Annotated in this window: 14 protein-coding genes; 6 read left to right on the top strand and 8 right to left on the bottom strand. The window is 69.9% G+C overall.

Annotation, left to right across the window (positions count from 1 at the left end; genetic code table 11):
* Nucleotides 1-22: 22 nt before the first annotated feature.
* From ACZ5VD_RS22615 to ACZ5VD_RS22600, 4 genes are all read left to right on the top strand, one after another.
* The gene (locus ACZ5VD_RS22615) at nt 23-1,291 is read left to right on the top strand and encodes a glycosyltransferase (protein ID WP_468547379.1); all 1,269 of its coding nucleotides are present in this window, start codon (nt 23-25) and stop codon (nt 1,289-1,291) included.
* A complete protein-coding gene (locus tag ACZ5VD_RS22610) occupies nt 1,288-2,937 on the top strand; it encodes an ArnT family glycosyltransferase (RefSeq protein ID WP_468547378.1) in 1,650 nt (549 codons plus the stop codon). The genes ACZ5VD_RS22615 and ACZ5VD_RS22610 overlap by 4 nt, the downstream gene beginning before the upstream one ends.
* Nucleotides 2,934-4,193 carry a glycosyltransferase gene (locus ACZ5VD_RS22605; protein ID WP_468547377.1) on the top strand — a complete coding sequence of 420 codons (1,260 nt, stop codon included), beginning with the start codon at nt 2,934-2,936 and terminating at the stop codon, nt 4,191-4,193. The genes ACZ5VD_RS22610 and ACZ5VD_RS22605 overlap by 4 nt, the downstream gene beginning before the upstream one ends.
* A 103-nt stretch (nt 4,194-4,296) precedes the next feature.
* Nucleotides 4,297-6,663, top strand: coding sequence for a galactose oxidase-like domain-containing protein (locus ACZ5VD_RS22600; RefSeq protein ID WP_468683050.1), 2,367 nt, complete (start codon nt 4,297-4,299; stop codon nt 6,661-6,663).
* A gap of 104 nt (nt 6,664-6,767) precedes the next feature.
* Here the strand turns inward: ACZ5VD_RS22600 and ACZ5VD_RS22595 are convergent, their stop codons facing one another.
* From ACZ5VD_RS22595 to trhA, 5 genes are all read right to left on the bottom strand, one after another.
* Nucleotides 6,768-7,046 (bottom strand): type II toxin-antitoxin system RelE family toxin, encoded by a 279-nt coding sequence (locus ACZ5VD_RS22595; RefSeq protein WP_468547375.1) that lies wholly within the window; start codon nt 7,044-7,046, stop codon nt 6,768-6,770.
* A gap of 5 nt (nt 7,047-7,051) precedes the next feature.
* Nucleotides 7,052-7,333: a type II toxin-antitoxin system Phd/YefM family antitoxin gene (locus ACZ5VD_RS22590; RefSeq protein ID WP_468683049.1), complete on the bottom strand. Its 282-nt coding sequence runs from the start codon at nt 7,331-7,333 to the stop codon at nt 7,052-7,054.
* A gap of 49 nt (nt 7,334-7,382) precedes the next feature.
* Entirely contained in the window at nt 7,383-8,012 is a 630-nt protein-coding gene (locus ACZ5VD_RS22585; protein WP_468547373.1) for a TetR/AcrR family transcriptional regulator, read from the bottom strand.
* 5 nt (nt 8,013-8,017) lie between these two features.
* Nucleotides 8,018-9,574 (bottom strand): MFS transporter, encoded by a 1,557-nt coding sequence (locus tag ACZ5VD_RS22580; RefSeq protein ID WP_468683047.1) that lies wholly within the window; start codon nt 9,572-9,574, stop codon nt 8,018-8,020.
* Between the two features lie 121 nt (nt 9,575-9,695).
* Nucleotides 9,696-10,409, bottom strand: coding sequence for a PAQR family membrane homeostasis protein TrhA (trhA, locus tag ACZ5VD_RS22575; RefSeq protein ID WP_468547371.1), 714 nt, complete (start codon nt 10,407-10,409; stop codon nt 9,696-9,698).
* A gap of 333 nt (nt 10,410-10,742) precedes the next feature.
* Here trhA and ACZ5VD_RS22570 point away from each other — a divergent pair, with 333 nt between their 5' ends.
* On the top strand, nt 10,743-12,581 hold the full coding sequence (locus ACZ5VD_RS22570) for a phosphoenolpyruvate carboxykinase (GTP) (protein WP_468547370.1): 1,839 nt from the start codon (nt 10,743-10,745) through the stop codon (nt 12,579-12,581).
* Nucleotides 12,582-13,060: 479 nt separating this feature from the next.
* Here ACZ5VD_RS22570 and ACZ5VD_RS22565 read toward each other — a convergent pair whose 3' ends face one another.
* Nucleotides 13,061-13,483 (bottom strand): SCO4983 family protein, encoded by a 423-nt coding sequence (locus tag ACZ5VD_RS22565; RefSeq protein WP_468547369.1) that lies wholly within the window; start codon nt 13,481-13,483, stop codon nt 13,061-13,063.
* A 100-nt stretch (nt 13,484-13,583) separates the two neighbouring features.
* On the bottom strand, nt 13,584-14,795 hold the full coding sequence (locus tag ACZ5VD_RS22560; RefSeq protein WP_468547368.1) for a pyridoxal phosphate-dependent aminotransferase: 1,212 nt from the start codon (nt 14,793-14,795) through the stop codon (nt 13,584-13,586).
* Nucleotides 14,796-14,972: 177 nt separating this feature from the next.
* Between ACZ5VD_RS22560 and ACZ5VD_RS22555 the strand changes: the two genes are divergently transcribed.
* Complete coding sequence (locus ACZ5VD_RS22555) at nt 14,973-15,857, top strand: trypsin-like serine peptidase (protein WP_468547367.1); 885 nt, start codon at nt 14,973-14,975, stop codon at nt 15,855-15,857.
* A 4-nt stretch (nt 15,858-15,861) separates the two neighbouring features.
* Here the strand turns inward: ACZ5VD_RS22555 and ACZ5VD_RS22550 are convergent, their stop codons facing one another.
* Entirely contained in the window at nt 15,862-17,502 is a 1,641-nt protein-coding gene (locus tag ACZ5VD_RS22550; RefSeq protein WP_468683045.1) for an N-acyl-D-amino-acid deacylase family protein, read from the bottom strand.
* Between the last annotated feature and the right edge of the window lie 7 nt (nt 17,503-17,509).

Here is a 17,509-nt window from a genome sequence, read left to right as displayed (position 1 = left end):
TTTTGGGATCTGGGGGGATCTTTTGCTGACGTCTGTCCTTATTGCTGCCGTTTCGCTTGCCTTGTTCTGGATGGCGGCGTTCACCTTGTGGTGGCAGATGCACGCGTGGCGTACGCCCGAAGTGCTCGCCTCCACCCGCTTCCACAGACCGGACGGCGGGGAGAGCCTGTCGTTCTCGCTGCTGCTTCCGGCCCGGCACGAACAGGCCGTGCTCGACCACACCATCCAGCGGCTGCTGGAGTCGAGCCACACCGACTTCGAGATCATCGTCATCGTCGGGCACGACGACCCGGAGACCACGGCGGTCGCCTGCGACGCCGCGGAGCGTGACCCACGCGTCCGGGTCGTCGTCGACACCCACGAGAAGAAGAACAAGCCGAAGGCCATGAACACGGCGCTGCCGCACTGCCGCGGCGATGTCGTCGGGGTCTTCGACGCCGAGGACCAGGTCCACCCGGAGCTGCTCGCGCACGTCGACCACGCCTTCCGGACCACGGAGGCGGACGTCGTCCAGGGCGGTGTCCAGCTGATCAACTTCCACTCCAGCTGGTACAGCCTGCGCAACTGCCTGGAGTACTTCTTCTGGTTCCGGTCCCGACTGCACCTGCACGCGCAGAAAGGGTTCATCCCGCTCGGCGGCAACACCGTCTTCGTCCGGACCGACGTGCTCCGGGAAGCCGACGGCTGGGACCCCGACTGCCTCGCCGAGGACTGCGACCTAGGTGTCCGGCTGTCCAGCGTCGGCAAGAAGGTCGTCGTCGCCTACGACTCCGACATGGTGACCAAGGAGGAGACACCCGGTTCGCTGATGTCGCTGCTGAAGCAGCGCACCCGCTGGAACCAGGGATTCCTCCAGGTGTACCGGAAGAAGGACTGGAAGCAACTGCCGGGGTTCGGGCAGCGGCTGCTCGCCCGCTACACCCTCATGACCCCGTTCATGCAGGCCTTCACCGGCGTCATCATCCCGCTCAACGTGGCCATCGCGCTCTTCCTCGACGTGCCCGTGGGCATCGCCTTCATCACCTTCCTGCCGCTCGTCACCGCGATGGTGACCTTCGTCTTCGAGCTTGTCGGGCTGCACGACTTCGGCAAGCAGTACGGACTCCGTGTCCGCTTCGTCCACTACCTCAAGCTCGTCGTGGGCGGCCCCTTCTACCAGGTGCTCCTCGCGGGCGCCGCGATCCGCGCCGTCTGGCGTGAGCAGCGCGGCCGCAACGACTGGGAGTTGACCACTCATGTCGGCGCGCATCTCACCACGGCCGAAGTGACCCGAGAGGACGTCCCCGCGTGACCTCCACCCTTCCCGCGGTGACCACTCCCACGGTCCCCGCGCAGCGGCAGCCTGTGCCTGATCCCGGTTCGGCCGGCCGAACAGCCCCGCCGAGCCGCCTGCGGTCCTCCCGCTCCGACCTCCTGCTGTGCGGACTGCTCCTGGTGGCGATCCTGGTCGTACAGGGCTGGAACATCGCCGACTACCCGACGCTCAGCGACGACGAGGGCACCTACCTCGCCCAGGCCTGGTCCGTCCAGGAAGGCCGGGGCCTGGCCCACTACACCTACTGGTACGACCATCCGCCGCTCGGCTGGATCCAGATCGCCCTGCTGACCTGGATCCCCTCGATGATCAGCCCCGAGTCGATGACGGTCGGCTCGATGCGCTCGATCATGCTGGTGGTCAGCGGCATCAGCGCGATCCTGCTCTACGTCCTGGGCCGCCGGCTCTCGCTGCCCCGCTGGGCCGCCGCGCTCGGCATGGTCCTGTTCGGGCTCTCCCCGCTCTCCGTCGTCCTCCAGCGGGAGATCTTCCTCGACAACCTCGCGGTGATGTGGACGCTCCTCGCGTTCACCCTCGCCGCCTCCCCGAGCCGTCACCTCTGGCACCACTTCGGGGCGGGCCTCGCGGCCGCCACCGCCGTGCTCACCAAGGAGACGATGCTCGTCATCCTGCCCGCGCTGCTGCTCACCATGTGGCGGCACAGCCACCGCGACACCCGCAAGTTCGCGGTCACCGGCGCCATCACGGCCTGTGTGCTGATCGGCTGCGCGTACCCGCTCTTCGCCCTCCTCAAGGGCGAGCTGCTGCCCGGCGGCGGCCACGTCTCGCTGTGGGACGGCGTCAAGTACCAGATGACCAGGCCGGGTTCGGGCTTCATCCTCGACCAGGGCTCCGGCTCCCACGGCGTCTTCGAGTCGTGGCTCTACTACGACCGTGTCCTGCCGTTGGGCGGTCTCGCCGGCGCGCTGCTGCTGCTGGCCACCTGGCGCTGGTCGATCACCGCCCGCGCCCTGGCCGGGCCGGCCCTGACGGTCGCGATCCTCGCCGCGCTGGCCCTGCGCCCCAACGGCTATCTGCCCGCCATGTACGTCATCCAGGCCCTCCCCTTCCTCGCCCTGGTCCTCGCCGGAGGCACCGCGTCCGTCGCCCACGGCGTGCTGCGCAGATGGCGCTCGGAGGAGGAGAAACGGTTGCTCACCGGCAGTCGGTACGTCCTCGCGGCGGTCCTCGCCGTCTCCGCCGGCGCCTATGTCGTACCGAAGTGGTACGACGGCGCCCGCACCGCCGTCACCGTCGACGCCAACGCCCCCTACCAGGCCGCCTCGAAGTGGCTCAGCACCGAGGTGGAGCACCCCGAGGACACCCGGGTACTCGTCGACGACGCGCTCTGGCTGGACCTGGTGCACGCCGGGTACCGGCCCGGCCTCGGCGTCATCTGGTTCTACAAGGCCGACCTCGACCCGGCGGTCACCAAGACCCTGCCGGGCGGCTGGAAGGACATCGACTACGTGGTGGCCTCCCCGACGGTCCGGCGCGACGCGGTCGACCTGCCCAACGTCAAGGCGGCCATCCAGCACTCGACGCCGGTCGCCGTCTTCGGCACCGGCGAGGACCGGATCGAGATCCGGCAGATCCAGACGACCTCCGGAGGCGCACGATGACGCAGGAGTACACCGCCCCCGGTGAGCTGGGTGATCCGGCCGTACAAGCCACCGAGGTGCCCGAACCGGGTGCCGTCACCATCGTGGTGCCGACGTTCAACGAGTCCGCGAACGTACGGGAGTTGCTGCACCAGATCACCGAGTCGGTGCCGTCCCGGCTGCCCTGCGAGATCGTCTTCGTGGACGACTCCACCGACGACACCCCCGAGGTCATCTACGAGGCCGCCAAGGACTGTCCCTTCCCGGTCACCGTGCTGCACCGGGACGAGCCGGTCGGCGGGCTCGGCGGCGCGGTCGTCGAGGGCATGAAGGCGGCCGGGTCCGACTGGATCGTCGTCATGGACGGCGACTGCCAGCATCCGCCGTCCCTGGTACCGGAGTTGGTGGCCACCGGCGAGCGGGCGAACGCCGGGCTCGTGGTCGCCTCCCGTTACATCAAGGGCGGCAGCCGGGCCGGACTCGCGGGCAGCTACCGGGTCGCCGTCTCGCGCGGGGCGACCTGGCTGACCAAGTCCCTCTTCCCGCGCAAACTGCACGGCATCAGCGACCCGATGAGCGGCTTCTTCGCCATCCGGCGCAGCGCGGTCACCGCCGACGTGCTCCAGCCCCTCGGCTACAAGATCCTCCTCGAACTCGCCGTGCGCAGCCGCCCGCGGCAGGTCACCGAGGTCCCGTTCGTCTTCCAGGACCGGTTCGCCGGGGAGTCCAAGTCCAGTGCGCAGGAGGGCTTCCGCTTCCTGCGCCATCTGGTCGGCCTGCGTACCGCCTCGCCGGTGGCCCGCATGGTCGGCTTCGGGCTGATCGGCGCGACGGGGTTCGTGCCGAACCTGCTCGGCCTGTGGGCGCTGACCCTGGGCGGCATGCACTACGTGCCGGCGGAGATCCTCGCCAACCAGCTCGGCGTGGCCTGGAACTTCGTACTCATCGAGCACCTGCTGTTCCGCGACCGGCGCCGGCACCGGCAGTGGTGGGACCGGGCGGGCCGGTTCGCGCTGCTCGCCAACGCCGATCTGGTGCTGCGGATCCCGCTGATCGCGTTCTTCGTCCACCGGTTCGACATGGGCGCGCTGTCGGCGACCGCGCTCGCGCTGGTGACGACGTTCGTCCTGCGCTTCGTGGGGACCGAGGCGCTGGTCTATCTGCCGCGCAGGGGCCGCGCGGCCGAAGGGGCGCGCGAGACCGGGCGCGCGAAGGCCCCGAGGGCCGGGCAGGGTCGGGCTCCCGACCAGGGCTCGGGTGCTCCGGAGGCCAAGTGAACGCCGCCCCCGACGGGGGTCGTACCGCAGGGAGAGCCGTGTGAACCGAACCGATCGATCCAACAGGTCCGGCCGACGCCGGAGACGATCCGCCCTCCTGGCCGTGGCCGGTCTGACGGGGGGTCTGCTCCTCACCTCGCCGCAGCCCGCCTCCGCCGCCAACCTGATAACGAACCCCGGCTTCGAGACGGCGGGCGGCGACGGCATGCCGTACTGCTGGGAGAAGTCCGGCTGGGGCGACAACGACTTCACCTTCTCGACCGTGAGTGACGCCCACAGCGGCTCCAAGGCCATGAAGGTCTCGCTCACCCGCCGGGTCGACGGCGACCGCAAGGCGCTGATCACCGAGTCGACCACCTGTGCGCCGGTGGTGACGGCGGGCAAGCAGTACGACCTGGGGCTCTGGTACAAGTCGACCACCCCGGACGCCTCACTCACCCTCTTCCGGCACGACGCCACGGCGGGCTGGCAGTACTGGACCGACCTCAAGACGCTGGACATGGCGGGCGGTTGGACCGAGGCGACGGTCCGCACCCCCGAGGTCCCGGCCGGCACCGACCGCATCACCTGGGGCGTCTCGGTCTACGGCACCGGCTCGGCCACCACCGACGACTACACGATGGAACAGGTCGCCGATCCCGTCGTCGAGCCGGAGTGCACCGGTACCGCCGAGCAGTGCGCCAACGGCCGCTGGGACGTGCTGCCCACGCAGAACCCGGTGCGTTCCATGCACTCCGTCGTCCTCAACAACGGCAAGGTGCTGCTGATCGCGGGCTCCGGAAACAGCGAGGAGCAGTTCAACGCGGGGACCTTCACCTCCGCGGTGTACGACCCGGTCGCCGGCACCTACAAGGTCATCCCCACGCCGAAGGACATGTTCTGCGCCGGGCACGTCCAGCTCCAGGACGGCCGGGTGCTGGTGATGAGCGGCAACAAGGCGTACCCGGTGGCGGGCGGGCACGGCTACGAGGGCTTCAAGGACAGTTACGTCTTCGACCCGGTCACCGAGACGTACAGCAAGACCAACGACATGAACGACGGCCACTGGTACCCGTCGGCGACCGCCCTCGGCAACGGTGACGTCATCTCCTTCGGCGGTCTGCGCGAGGACTCCACCGGCTCGGTGACCACCGAGCTGTGGTCGGACGCCGAGCAGCAGTGGCTGCCGCTGTGGAAGGTCAACCAGACCTGGTCGTACTGGGGTCTGTACCCGTCGATGATCCTGATGCAGGACGGCCGCCTCTTCTACTCGGGCAGCCATGTCTTCGGCAACAACATCCCCGGCACGGGTTCGGCGATCTACGACTACGACGCCAACACGATCACACAGGTCCCCGGCCTGCAGAACAAGGACGAGCGCGACCAGTCGGCGAGCGTGCTGCTGCCCCCGGCCCAGGACCAGAAGGTCCTCACCCTCGGCGGCGGCAACATCGACTCCAACCCGGACGCCAACCGGCTGACCGACATCATCGACCTCAAGTCCGCCGACCCGTCCTATGTCGCCGGGCCGCCGCTGCCGCAGGGCACGGTCGACCTCGGCAACGGGAAGGTCGCCCAGACCGGCGGCCAGGGCAAGATGTACGTCTCCGCGGTCCTGCTGCCCGACGGCAAGGTCCTGGAGACCGGCGGCGCCCTGCACAACCGGGCCGACCCGGTCTTCGAGACGTCGCTCTACGACCCGGCGACGGGCACCTTCGACCCGGTCGCCACCGACCCGGAGGCCCGCGGCTACCACTCCTCCGCGTTCCTGCTGCCCGACGGCCGGGTGATGACCACCGGCGACAACCCGGGCAACGGCACCTGGAACCACAACGTGTCGATCTACACCCCGCCCTATCTCCTCAAGGGCGAGCGTCCGACGATCACTTCGGTCATCGACACCGAGTGGACCTACGGCGACACCCAGCGGATCACCGTCGACCGGCCCATCGCCAAGGCCGAGTTGATCCGCCCGGCCGCGGTCACCCACTCCTCGGACCCGAACCAGCGGTTCGTGGACCTGCCGCTGTCGGTGGACGGCAACAACATCGACCTGAACGTGACGAGCAACCCCAACATGGCCCCGCCCGGCTGGTACATGCTCTTCGCGGTCGACGCCAACGGGGTGCCGTCCGTGGCCAAGTGGGTGCATCTCCAGGGCCCGTCGGCCCTGAGCGCCACCGACGCCTCGGCGCACGTCCACTCCTTCGCCGACTCCCTGGAGGGCGGCGTCCAGAAGCCCGGCAAGAAGAGGAGCTCGCAGAAGGTCAGCCCCACCGTCTCCGGCTGCGACCGGCACTACGGCTCGATCAACGTCTGTGTGCCGACCGCCTTCCCGGAGGAGGTCGAGAACACGACGGCCGCCCGCTGCGCCTGGCTCAAGACGAACGACTACGGCCGTCTGAAGGTCAACGGCAAGGACGACCCGCTGAAACTGGACCGCGACAAGGACGGCATCGCCTGCGGAAAGGCGGATGGGAAGAGGCGTTGACCGCTTCGGCTTCTGTCGGCGACCTCTTCGAGGGCGCGCACCATGACGGCCTTCAGCCGCTCGTGGTGCGCGCCCTTCGTCGGCCTGTGCCGGATGCCGGGACCTCAGAAGTCCCGGTGGACGTCCCGACGGTGGCCCACTGCGAGGACCCGGATGATCAGCTGCCCGTCCTCGACCGTGTACACGACGCGGTGGTCACCGACGCGGAGCCGCCGGCGGGCGTTGTGGCCTTGGAGCGCTTTGATGTCGAAGTCAGCGGTGTCGTGCGCGTCCAGGGCGCGTGGGAGTTCGATGAGCCGGTGCAGGATCCGCAGGGCATCGGGGCGCGGGATCTTCAGCAGGTCGCGTTGAGCGTGCGGCGTGAACCGCGTGACGTGACTCATCGGCGTCAGGCCTGCTGAGCGCGGAGCAGGGCGGCCATCGCTTCGAGAGGGACGGAGCCGTCCAGCCCTTCGGACTCCGCCTCGTCGGCCAGCCGGTTCAGCCACTCGTCCTCGGCCCGTTCCGCCAGGTCGCGCAGTCGCCGGTACTCGTCGATGTCGATCAGCACCGCTTCCTGCCTGCCCCGGCGCGTGACGATCGTCGGGGTGGCCTCCCGGTGGGCTCGGTCCATGGCGTCTGCCAGATGCTTGCGTACCTCAGCCATGGACTCGATCACAGGCTCACTCATGTACTGAATGTGTCAGGTGTACATCTGGCGCGGGTCTCCTGGCGTCGCCTCAGGAGCTTCCCGGTGTGAGGCCGCGTTCCAGGACATCCAACGCGCGGTCGAGGAGGTCACGGAGATCGTCCCGGAAGTCGGTCTCGGCCCAGTACTGGGTGATCTCCGAGAGCCCGCCGATCAGCGACATCGTGTAGACCCGGACCTCCAGGCTGTTCTCCGGACGGCCGGTGCGTTCCGCGACGGCCGCGGAGAGCATCCTGCCGGTGACCGACATGCTCTCCACCATGCGGGAGCGCACCGCGGGCACCTCGACCATCAGCCGTGACCGCAGCCGGATGACCGCGGGTTCCTCGCTCTCCCCGGCGTCGACGGCCTTGTGCATGAGGTACCGCAGGGAGTCGGCCCAGGACTCTCCCTCGGGCCGGGACCGCAACTCCTCCAGGAGGATCGGGTCGTACTCGTCCGTGAGGACGATGTCCTCCTTCGTGGGGAAGTACCGGAAGACCGTGGACGGCGACACCTCGGCGCGCTCGGCGATCTGCTCGATCGTCGTGGCGTCGTACCCCTGCTCCTCGATCAGCGCGTAGGTCGCGTCGCGGATCGCCGTCCGGGTCTTGATCTTCTTCCGCTCACGAAGTCCCAGCTGGGGACGGTCGGTGGGGGGAGAGGTGTGTGCGGGCGTCATGACGCTCATTGTCGGGCATCGGCCCGCGCACCGGCCATGTCCGGGCTCGGCCCGCTCTGTGCGATGGGGGTGCTCGGCAGGAACGCGGCGGCCAGCAGCGCCGACACCAGGGCGGCCACCCCGCACACCAGCAGGACGATGCCCATGCCGTGGACGTACGCGCTGTTCGCGGAGGCCGCGAGGTCGGCCGCGCCGGTCCGCCCGGCGACGAGGTGGGCCGCGACCACGGAGTCCTGGGCGGTGTCGGCGGCCCCCGCCGGCAGGCCGGTGACGTCGAGCCGGTCGCGGTAGGCACCGGACAGCAGGCTGCCGAGCAGGGCGATACCGATCGCGGCGCCGACCTGGCGGAGCGTCATGAGCAGCCCGGAGCCGCTGCCGGCGCGGTCGCGGGGCAGCGCGCCGAGCGCGCCGGTCATCGAGGGGACGACGGAGAAGCCGAAGCCGAGCCCGGCGACGGACAGCCACAGCGCGGTGAAGCCATAGCCGGAGTCCACCGTCGTACGGCTGCCGAGAAGGGCGGCGAACGCCAGGACCACCAGGCCGGCGCTGGTCACGGACCGGGCGCCGAACCGTTCGACAACGCGTGGCGCGGTGCGCGCGGCGACCAGCAGGCCGCCCATCATCGGCAGCAGCCGGACACCGGTGCCGAGGGCGTCGTGGCCGAGGACGGCCTGGAGGTAGGGCGGCAGCACGAAGAGCAGGCCGGACAGGACGAACATCACCAGGGTCGCGGCGACCGTGTTGAACAGGAAGCCGCGCTGCGCGAGGAGCGTCATGTCGAGCATGGGCCGCTCCATCCGCCGCTCGCGCAGCACCAGACCGGCGAGCAGGACGAGTGCCGCGCCGAACATGGCGAGGACCAGGGGGTCGCCCCAGCCGCGGGTGGGCGCCTCGATGATCGCGTAGACGAGGGCGCCGAGGCCGCCCGCGGTGAACGCGGTGGAGGCGGTGTCGACCTTGGGGGAGGCGGGGTCGCGGGTCTCCGGCAGCAGGAGGACGCAGGCGGCGATGCCGATCGCGGCCATCGGGACGTTGACGAGGAAGACCGAGCCCCACCAGAAGTGGTCGAGCAGCCAGCCGCCGATGATCGGTCCGAGCGGCAGGCCGAGCGCGGAGGCGGCGGAGATGATGCCGACGGCCTTGGTGCGCTCGTCGGGCCCGAAGAGCGAGGGCAGGACGGACAGGGCGAGCGGGGTGACCAGCGCGGCACCGACGCCCATCACCGCACGGGCGACGATCACCGCGTTCACGTCGCCGGCGAGGGCGCCCACGACGGAACCGGCGAGGAAGATCCCCAGCCCGGTGATCAGCATGGACCGGCGCCCGAACCGGTCGCCGAGGAGTCCGGCGGGGAGCATCAGCGCGGCGAAGACGACGACGTACGCGTCGGCCATCCACTGCTGTTCGCCGGTGCCGGCGCCGAGTTCGCCGGCCATCGTCGGCAGCGCCACGTTGAGGATCGTCATGTCGAAACCGAGGGTGAGCATGCTGGCGACCAGGGCGGCCAGGGCCCACCAGCGACGTGGATCGGGTGTGACGGCAGGAGGAGTGACAGTAGCCATAAAATGAGAGTAGCTCTCAAAAGGTTGTGACTGTCAATCGTCGGTCGCCTCTTGGGGAACGCGAAAACGGCCACGGCTCGAAAGCCGTGGCCGTCGTCTCCGGGGTGCTCCCCGGGGAGGGCTACGCGTGCTGGTACGCCACCAGGGAGATTCCGACGTAGTGCGCGACGAACGCCGCCAGGGTGAAGGAGTGGAACACCTCGTGGAAGCCGAACCAGCGCGGTGACGGGTTCGGGCGCTTGATGCCGTAGATCACTCCGCCCGCGCTGTAGAGCAGGCCGCCCACGATGACCAGGACGAGGACGGCGATGCCGCCGGCGCGCATGAAGTCGGGCAGGAAGAAGACGGCCGCCCAGCCCATCGCGATGTAGCACGGCGTGTAGAGCCAGCGTGGGGCGCCGACCCAGAAGACGCGGAAGACGATGCCCGCCGTGGCCGCCGCCCAGATGCCCCACAGGAGCACCTCTCCCTTGCCGCCGGGCAGGAGCAGCATCGTCAGCGGGGTGTAGGTGCCGGCGATGATCAGGAAGATGTTGGCGTGATCCAGCCGCCGCAGGATGCCGTCCATCCGGGGGCTCCAGTCGCCCCGGTGGTACAGCGCGCTGACGCCGAACAGCAGACAGGCCGTCAGGGCGAAGATCCCGCAGGCGATACGGCCCCTGGTCGAGTCGGCGAGGGCGGTGAGGATCAGACCCGCGACGAGTACGGCCGGAAACATTCCGAGATGGATCCAGCCGCGGAGCTTGGGCTTGACCGGATGCGGCAGGGAGAGCGCGACGGGGCCGCGGCCTGCTGGCGGCGTGTCCGTGGGCGCGTCGGGGACGGACGCAGTCATAGGGGGCATCGTACCTACGGAACCGTAAGTACGGAGTCAGCGCGACGCGTTGACCGAACAAGAGTGGCCATCGTCTCACGCGCACCGGGCGGCGCCCTCGCGTCAAGGAACCGCCAGACGAATCCCATGGGGACGTAAAACGGCGGCTCTACACGTGGCGATCCTCACTCCGCTCACCTGTGCGGCCCTCTGGACAGATGGGCGCGCTCGTCGGATGATCAAATGAGTGCGGTCGGCACCGGATGAGCGCCAGGCAGATCGAACACCGTGAAGCGTCCGGGTCGCAGCCCCCACGGGGCATACAAGGACAGAATCCCTCACTTAGGAGCAATCGTGGCGCGCGACATCGCGGCTCCCCCCGTCGTTCCCACCACCCACAAGGAACTGGTCTCGTGGGTGCACGAGATCGCAGAACTGACGCAACCGGACAGTGTGGTCTGGTGCGACGGATCCGAGGCCGAGTACGAGCGCCTGTGCGAGGAGCTCGTCGCGAAGGGCACCTTCCGGAAGCTCGACCCGATCAAGCGCCCCAACTCGTACTACGCCGCCTCCGACCCGACCGACGTCGCCCGGGTCGAGGACCGGACCTTCATCTGCGCGGAGAAGGAAGAGGACGCCGGCCCGACCAACCACTGGAAGGCTCCCGCGGAGATGCGCGAGATCTTCCAGGGCGAGAAGGGCGTCTTCCGCGGCTCGATGAAGGGCCGCACGATGTACGTCGTGCCCTTCTGCATGGGCCCCCTCGGCTCCGACCTCTCCGCGATCGGCGTCGAGATCACCGACTCCGCCTACGTCGCCGTGTCGATGCGCACCATGACCCGCATGGGCCAGCCGGTCCTGGACGAACTCGGCTCCGACGGCTTCTTCGTCAAGGCCGTCCACACCCTGGGCGCCCCGCTGGCCGAGGGCGAGACGGACGTCCCGTGGCCCTGCAACAGCACCAAGTACATCTCGCACTTCCCCGAGAGCCGCGAGATCTGGTCCTACGGCTCCGGCTACGGCGGCAACGCCCTGCTCGGCAAGAAGTGCTACGCCCTGCGCATCGCCTCCGTCATGGCCCGCGACGAGGGCTGGCTCGCCGAGCACATGCTGATCCTCAAACTCACGCCGCCCCCCTCCGCTTCCGGCCGGGTCGAGCCGAAGTACGTGGCCGCCGCCTTCCCGAGCGCCTGCGGCAAGACCAACCTCGCGATGCTGGAGCCGACCACCCGCGGCTGGACCGTGGAGACCATCGGCGACGACATCGCCTGGATGCGCTTCGGCGAGGACGGCCGTCTCTACGCCATCAACCCCGAGGCCGGCTTCTTCGGCGTCGCGCCCGGCACCGGTGAGCACACCAACGCCAACGCGATGAAGACGCTGTGGGGCAACTCCGTCTTCACCAACGTCGCCCTCACCGACGACAACGACGTCTGGTGGGAGGGCATGACGGAGGAGACCCCGGACCACCTCACGGACTGGAAGGGCAAGGACTGGACGCCGTCCTCGGACACCCCGGCGGCCCACCCGAACGCCCGCTTCACCACCCCCGCCTCGCAGTGCCCGATCATCGCGCCCGAGTGGGAGGACCCCAAGGGCGTGCCGATCTCGGCGATCCTCTTCGGCGGGCGCCGCGCCACCGCCGTACCGCTGGTGACGGAGTCCTTCGACTGGAACCACGGCGTCTTCCTCGGCGCCAACGTGGCCTCCGAGAAGACCGCCGCCGCCGAGGGCAAGGTCGGCGAGCTGCGCCGCGACCCCTTCGCCATGCTGCCGTTCTGCGGCTACAACATGGGCGACTACATGGGCCACTGGGTCGACGTCGCCAAGGGCAAGGACCAGGCGAAACTCCCGAAGATCTACTACGTCAACTGGTTCCGCAAGAACGACGAGGGCAAGTTCGTCTGGCCCGGCTTCGGCGAGAACAGCCGCGTCCTGAAGTGGATCGTGGAGCGCCTGGACGGCACGGGCGAGGGTGTCGAGACCCCGATCGGCGTGCTGCCGGCGAAGGGCGCGCTGGACACGGACGGTCTCGAACTCTCCGAGTCCGACCTCGACTTCCTCCTCACCGTCGACAAGGAGGTCTGGCGCGAGGAGGCCGCCCTGGTCCCCGAGCACCTCAACACCTTCGGCGAGCACACGCCGAAGGAACTGTGGGACGAGTACCGGGCGCTGGTGCAGCGGCTGGGCTGACGGTCCCCCAAGAACGCCGCGGCCGGCTCCGATCGTGCCCTGACCAGGAATATCGTCACGGTCGGCCGCGGTGCGTCACGGCGAAGTCGCGCACAATGGAGTGTGTGGCTCCAGGCCTGTCGTTGTTCCCCGTCCGCCCCGACGGGGGTGGCAACGGCAGGCCTTCGCCGTTTTCCGGTGCGGGTTCCTCGTGGCCGACCGCGCCCACGAGGCGGAGCCGCATGCGGATACGGCCCGCCGCCCCTCTGCGGCGCTGCGCGCCGCCAGGGGCGCGGGGAACCGCGCGACCGGCCACGGACTGCCCGCAGCCGCCCGGCCCCCGGACCGGCTACGGCGGGCGCATCGCACGGCGACAGCCCGGCGCTTCATCACGGACGAGAACAACACCCGCCGCTCAAGCGAACGCAGTGCCATGGCGCCCGGTCCGCGCGTCGCTGCGGGTGCACGCGGACCGGGGCCGTTCAAGGGAGCCGCAGGGCTCAGTGGGCCGCGAGTTCCCGCGGGTCCAGGGCCGCCGCGTGGGCGTCCATGCGCTCGGCGGACAGGATCGCCGCCGCGGTGTCGGCGCGGGAGGCCGCGACGAGCAGGGCGCGTCCGGCGAGGTCGTGCGCCCGCTGGTGCAGGGGTGCGAGGTTCGCCCGGCCGGTGGCGGCCGTGCGCGGTGCTCGGGCCGGCATGCGGCCTCCCCGGAGCCGGGTCACCTGGTCGGTGAGCCGGTCGGTCGCGGTGTCCAGGTCGGTGGACGGTGCCAGTGCGCGCAGTTCGTCGGTGACGGTGAGCAGCGCGGCGAGATGGCCCGCGAGCTGGATGTCCAGCTCTTCCTCACGGGAACGGTGGGGGAAGTCGGAGGTCGTGCCGGCCATCGTGCTGTGGACCGACTTGGTGCGGATCGGCTCGTACATGGGATGGCCTCCTGGGTAATCAGGAAACCATCCTAGCTTAGATTTCGTCTAAAGTTGAGTGATCGGGGAGATTCCCGGCCCGGGGCGGTTTACCGCCTGCTCAGGGCTGGCCGTACCCGTCCAGGAACGTCCCGATCCGGGTGATCGCCGACCGCAGGTCGGTCACCGTCGGCAGGGTCACCACCCGGAAGTGGTCCGGTTCGGGCCAGTTGAAGCCGGTGCCCTGGACGACCATGATCTTCTCCTGCCGGAGCAGGTCCAGGACCATCCGCCGATCGTCCTTGATCTTGAAGACCTTGGGGTCGAGGCGCGGGAAGAGATACAGCGCCCCCTTGGGCTTCACGCAGCTCACCCCCGGGATCTGGGTCAGCAGTTCGTGCGCCACGTCCCGCTGCTCGCGCAGCCGCCCGCCCGGCAGTACCAGGTCCTCGATGGTCTGCCGGCCGCTGAGCGCGGCGACCACCCCGTGCTGGCCCGGCATGTTCGCGCACAGGCGCATGTTCGCCAGGATCGTCAGGCCCTCGATGTAGGAGTCGGCGTGCGCGCGCGGCCCGGAGATCGACATCCAGCCGACCCGGTAGCCGGCGACCCGGTACGCCTTGGACATCCCGTTGAAGGTGAGGGTCAGCAGGTCCGGGGCGACCTTGGCGGTCGGGGTGTGGGTGGCCTCGTCGTAGAGGATCTTGTCGTAGATCTCGTCGGAGCAGACCAGCAGGTTGTGGCGGCGGGCGATGTCGGTGAGGCCGCGCAGCATCGCCTCGTCGTAGACCGCGCCCGTCGGGTTGTTCGGGTTGATGACGACGATCGCCTTGGTGCGGTCGGTGACCTTCCGCTCCACGTCGGCGAGGTCGGGCATCCAGTCGGCCTGCTCGTCGCAGCGGTAGTGCACGGCCGTGCCGCCGGAGAGGGACACGGCGGCGGTCCACAGCGGGTAGTCCGGGGCCGGTACGAGCACTTCGTCCCCGTCGTCCAGCAGTCCCTGCATCGCCATCACGATCAGCTCGGAGACGCCGTTGCCGATGAAGACGTGCTCGACGTCGGTCTCGATACCGAGGGTCTGGTTGTGCATGACGACGGCCCGGCGGGCGGCGAGCAGGCCCTTCGCGTCGCCGTAGCCGTGCGCCGAGGAGACGTTGCGGAGGATGTCCTCCAGGATCTCGGGCGGTGCCTCGAACCCGAAGGCGGCGGGGTTGCCGGTGTTCAGCTTGAGGATGCGGTGACCGGCCGCTTCCAGCCGCATCGCCTCCTCAAGAACCGGGCCCCGGATCTCGTAACAGACATTGGCGAGCTTGGTCGACTGGATCACCTGCATGTCTGGGAGCTTACGGCCCGGTAACGCTGGGTGGGTCGTGTTTTCCGCCACGCCACCCGTGGCCGGAATCAACTCCTTGCCCACCCGCCCCTCCGGCCTAACAATGCGCATGACAAAAACGCCGGGTGGCCGGAAGACCTCCGGTCGCCCTCAGCCGTTCCAGAGGGGACCCCCCGCATGAGAAAGCCTCTCGTCGCCGCGCTTTTCGCCCTGGTCATCGCCGGGGCCGGCGCGGCACCGGCGGTCGCGGCTCCCGCGCCCGCCACGACGGCGGTCACCGCCGCCGCGTCACCGGCCGTGGACGCCAAGGCCGCCTCGCCGACGCTCAAGGCCGTGACCCTCGCCGGGACCGTCGCGCTCAGCAACTGTTCCGGCTCGGTCGTCCGCTTCCCGAACTCCCTCGACACCGCCCCGGCCCTGGTCCTCACCAACGGCCACTGCCTGGAGAGCGGCTTCCCGGAGCCCGGCGAGGTGATCGTCAACCAGGCGTCCACCCGCACCTTCGGCCTGCTCAACTCCGCCGGCACCCGGGTCGCGACGCTGCGTGCCAACAGGATCGCCTACTCGACGATGACCGACACGGACGCCACGATCTACCGCCTCACCACGACCTACGCGGCGATCCGCAGCTCCTACGGCATCAGCGCGCTGACCGTGCAGAACACGCACCCCACCGCCGGCACCGCGATCACCGTCGCCTCCGGCTACTGGAAGCGGCTCTACAGCTGCTCCGTCGACGGGTTCGTGCACACCATGAAGGAGGGCGACTGGACCTGGAAGGACTCGGTCCGCTACACCTCGGCCTGCAACACCATCGGCGGCACCTCGGGCTCACCGGTCGTCGACCAGGCCACCGGCAACGTCGTCGCCGTCAACAACACCGGTAACGAGGACGGCGAGCGCTGCACGGTCAACAACCCGTGCGAGGTCGACGCGAGCGGCAACGTCACCGTCCGCCAGGGCATCAACTACGCCCAGGAGACCTACCAGTTCCCGGCCTGCTTCACGACCGGCAACGTGCTCAGCCTGAGCGCCTCCGGATGCACCCTGCCCAAGCCGTAGCGGCTCAGTGCCCGGCCGGGGCGGTCCTGCGTACCGCCCGCCCCGCCAGCACGTCCGTCCGCCGGCCGTCCGCCATGACGAAACGGCCGTCGACCAGGACGTACGGGATGCCCGTCGGGAGCACCCGCGGGTTCTCGAAGGTCGACCCGGCCGCCACCGCGGCCGGGTCGAACAGCACCAGGTCCGCCCGGTAGCCCTCGCGGACCAGCCCGCGGTCCGGCAGTCGCAGCCGGGCCGCCGGGCGGCCGGTGAGGTGGGCGACGCACTCCTCCAGCGAGAGCACGCCCAACTCCCTTACGTACCGGCCGAGATAGCGGGGAAAGGTGCCGTACGCGCGCGGGTGCGGCTTGCCGCCCTGGAGGATGCCGTCCGAGCCGCCGGTGTGGACGGGGTGGCGCATGATCGCCCGCACGTTCTCCTCGTGGCCCACGTGCTGGAGGATCGTCGACCCCAGCCGGTCGTCGAGGAGGAGGCGGCGGGCGGTCACCCAGGGGGCTTCGCCGCGCAGCGCGGCGGACTCCCGGACCGTACGGCCGACGAAGTCCGCGAGAGCGGGGTCCCGCACGCCGGAGATCTCGATCGTCTCCCACTCCACGGGCACCCCGTGACAGCCGTCCGCGCCGACGACCTCCAGATGGTGCCGGATCCGCTCCGCCGTCCCCTCGTCCGCCAGCCGCTTCAGGATCTCCGCCGGGCCGCCCTCGCTCGCCCAGCTCGGCAGCAGGGCGACCAGCGTGGTCGAGCCGGGCGTGTAGGGGTAGGTGTCGAGGCTGATGTCGGCCCCGGCGGCGAGCGCCTCGTCCAGCAGGGACAGCAGCTCCGGTGCGCGGCCCTTGTTCACGCCGAAGTTCATGGTGGCGTGGGCGAGATGGAGCGGGCAGCCGGCCTCCCGGGCCAGGGCCACCATCTCCTCGTACGCCTCCAGCGCCCCGGCCCCGTACGAGCGGTGATGGGGGCAGTAGTAGCCGCCGTACGACGCCACCACCCGGCACAGCTCGGTGAGTTCGGCGTCCTTGGCGTACATGCCGGGCGTGTAGGTCAGGCCCGAGGACAGGCCGACCGCGCCCTGCTCCAGGCCCTCCGCGACCAACCGCCGCATCCGGTCCAGCTCTTCGGGTGTGGCCTCCCGGTCCTCCCAGCCGACGGCGAGCGCGCGGACCGTGCCCTGGGGGATCAGGTAGGCGGCGTTGACGGCGATGCCCTGCCCGTCGACACCGGAGTCCAGCCGGTCGAGGTACTCGCCGACCGACCGCCAGTCGAAGTCGAAGTCGATGTCGTCGCCGTCGCCGTTCCAGCCGGTGATCGCGCGGCGGACCTCGGCGAGCGTACGGTCGTCGACCGGGGCGTACGACAGCCCGTCCTGGCCGAGGACTTCGAGGGTGACGCCCTGCGCGGCCTTCGCGCTGTGGTCGGGGTCCCGCAGCAGCGCCAGGTCGCTGTGCGCGTGCATGTCGATGAAGCCGGGGGAGAGGACCAGCCCCTCCGCATCCAACTCCCTTACCGCCTTCGGCCGTTGGCAGCCCGCCGCCGCGGCCTCCTGGACGATCGACACGATCCGGCCGCCGTCCACGACCACGTCGGCGCGGTACGAGGGGCCGCCCGAGCCGTCCACCACGTCCGCGTCCCGGATGACGAGCTCTTCCACGTCCGGT

Source organism: Streptomyces sp. NPDC032822 (assembly GCF_055578825.1).
The sequence above is the reverse complement of the archived record's forward strand: the minus strand, read 5'-3'. Positions and strand labels throughout refer to the sequence as shown.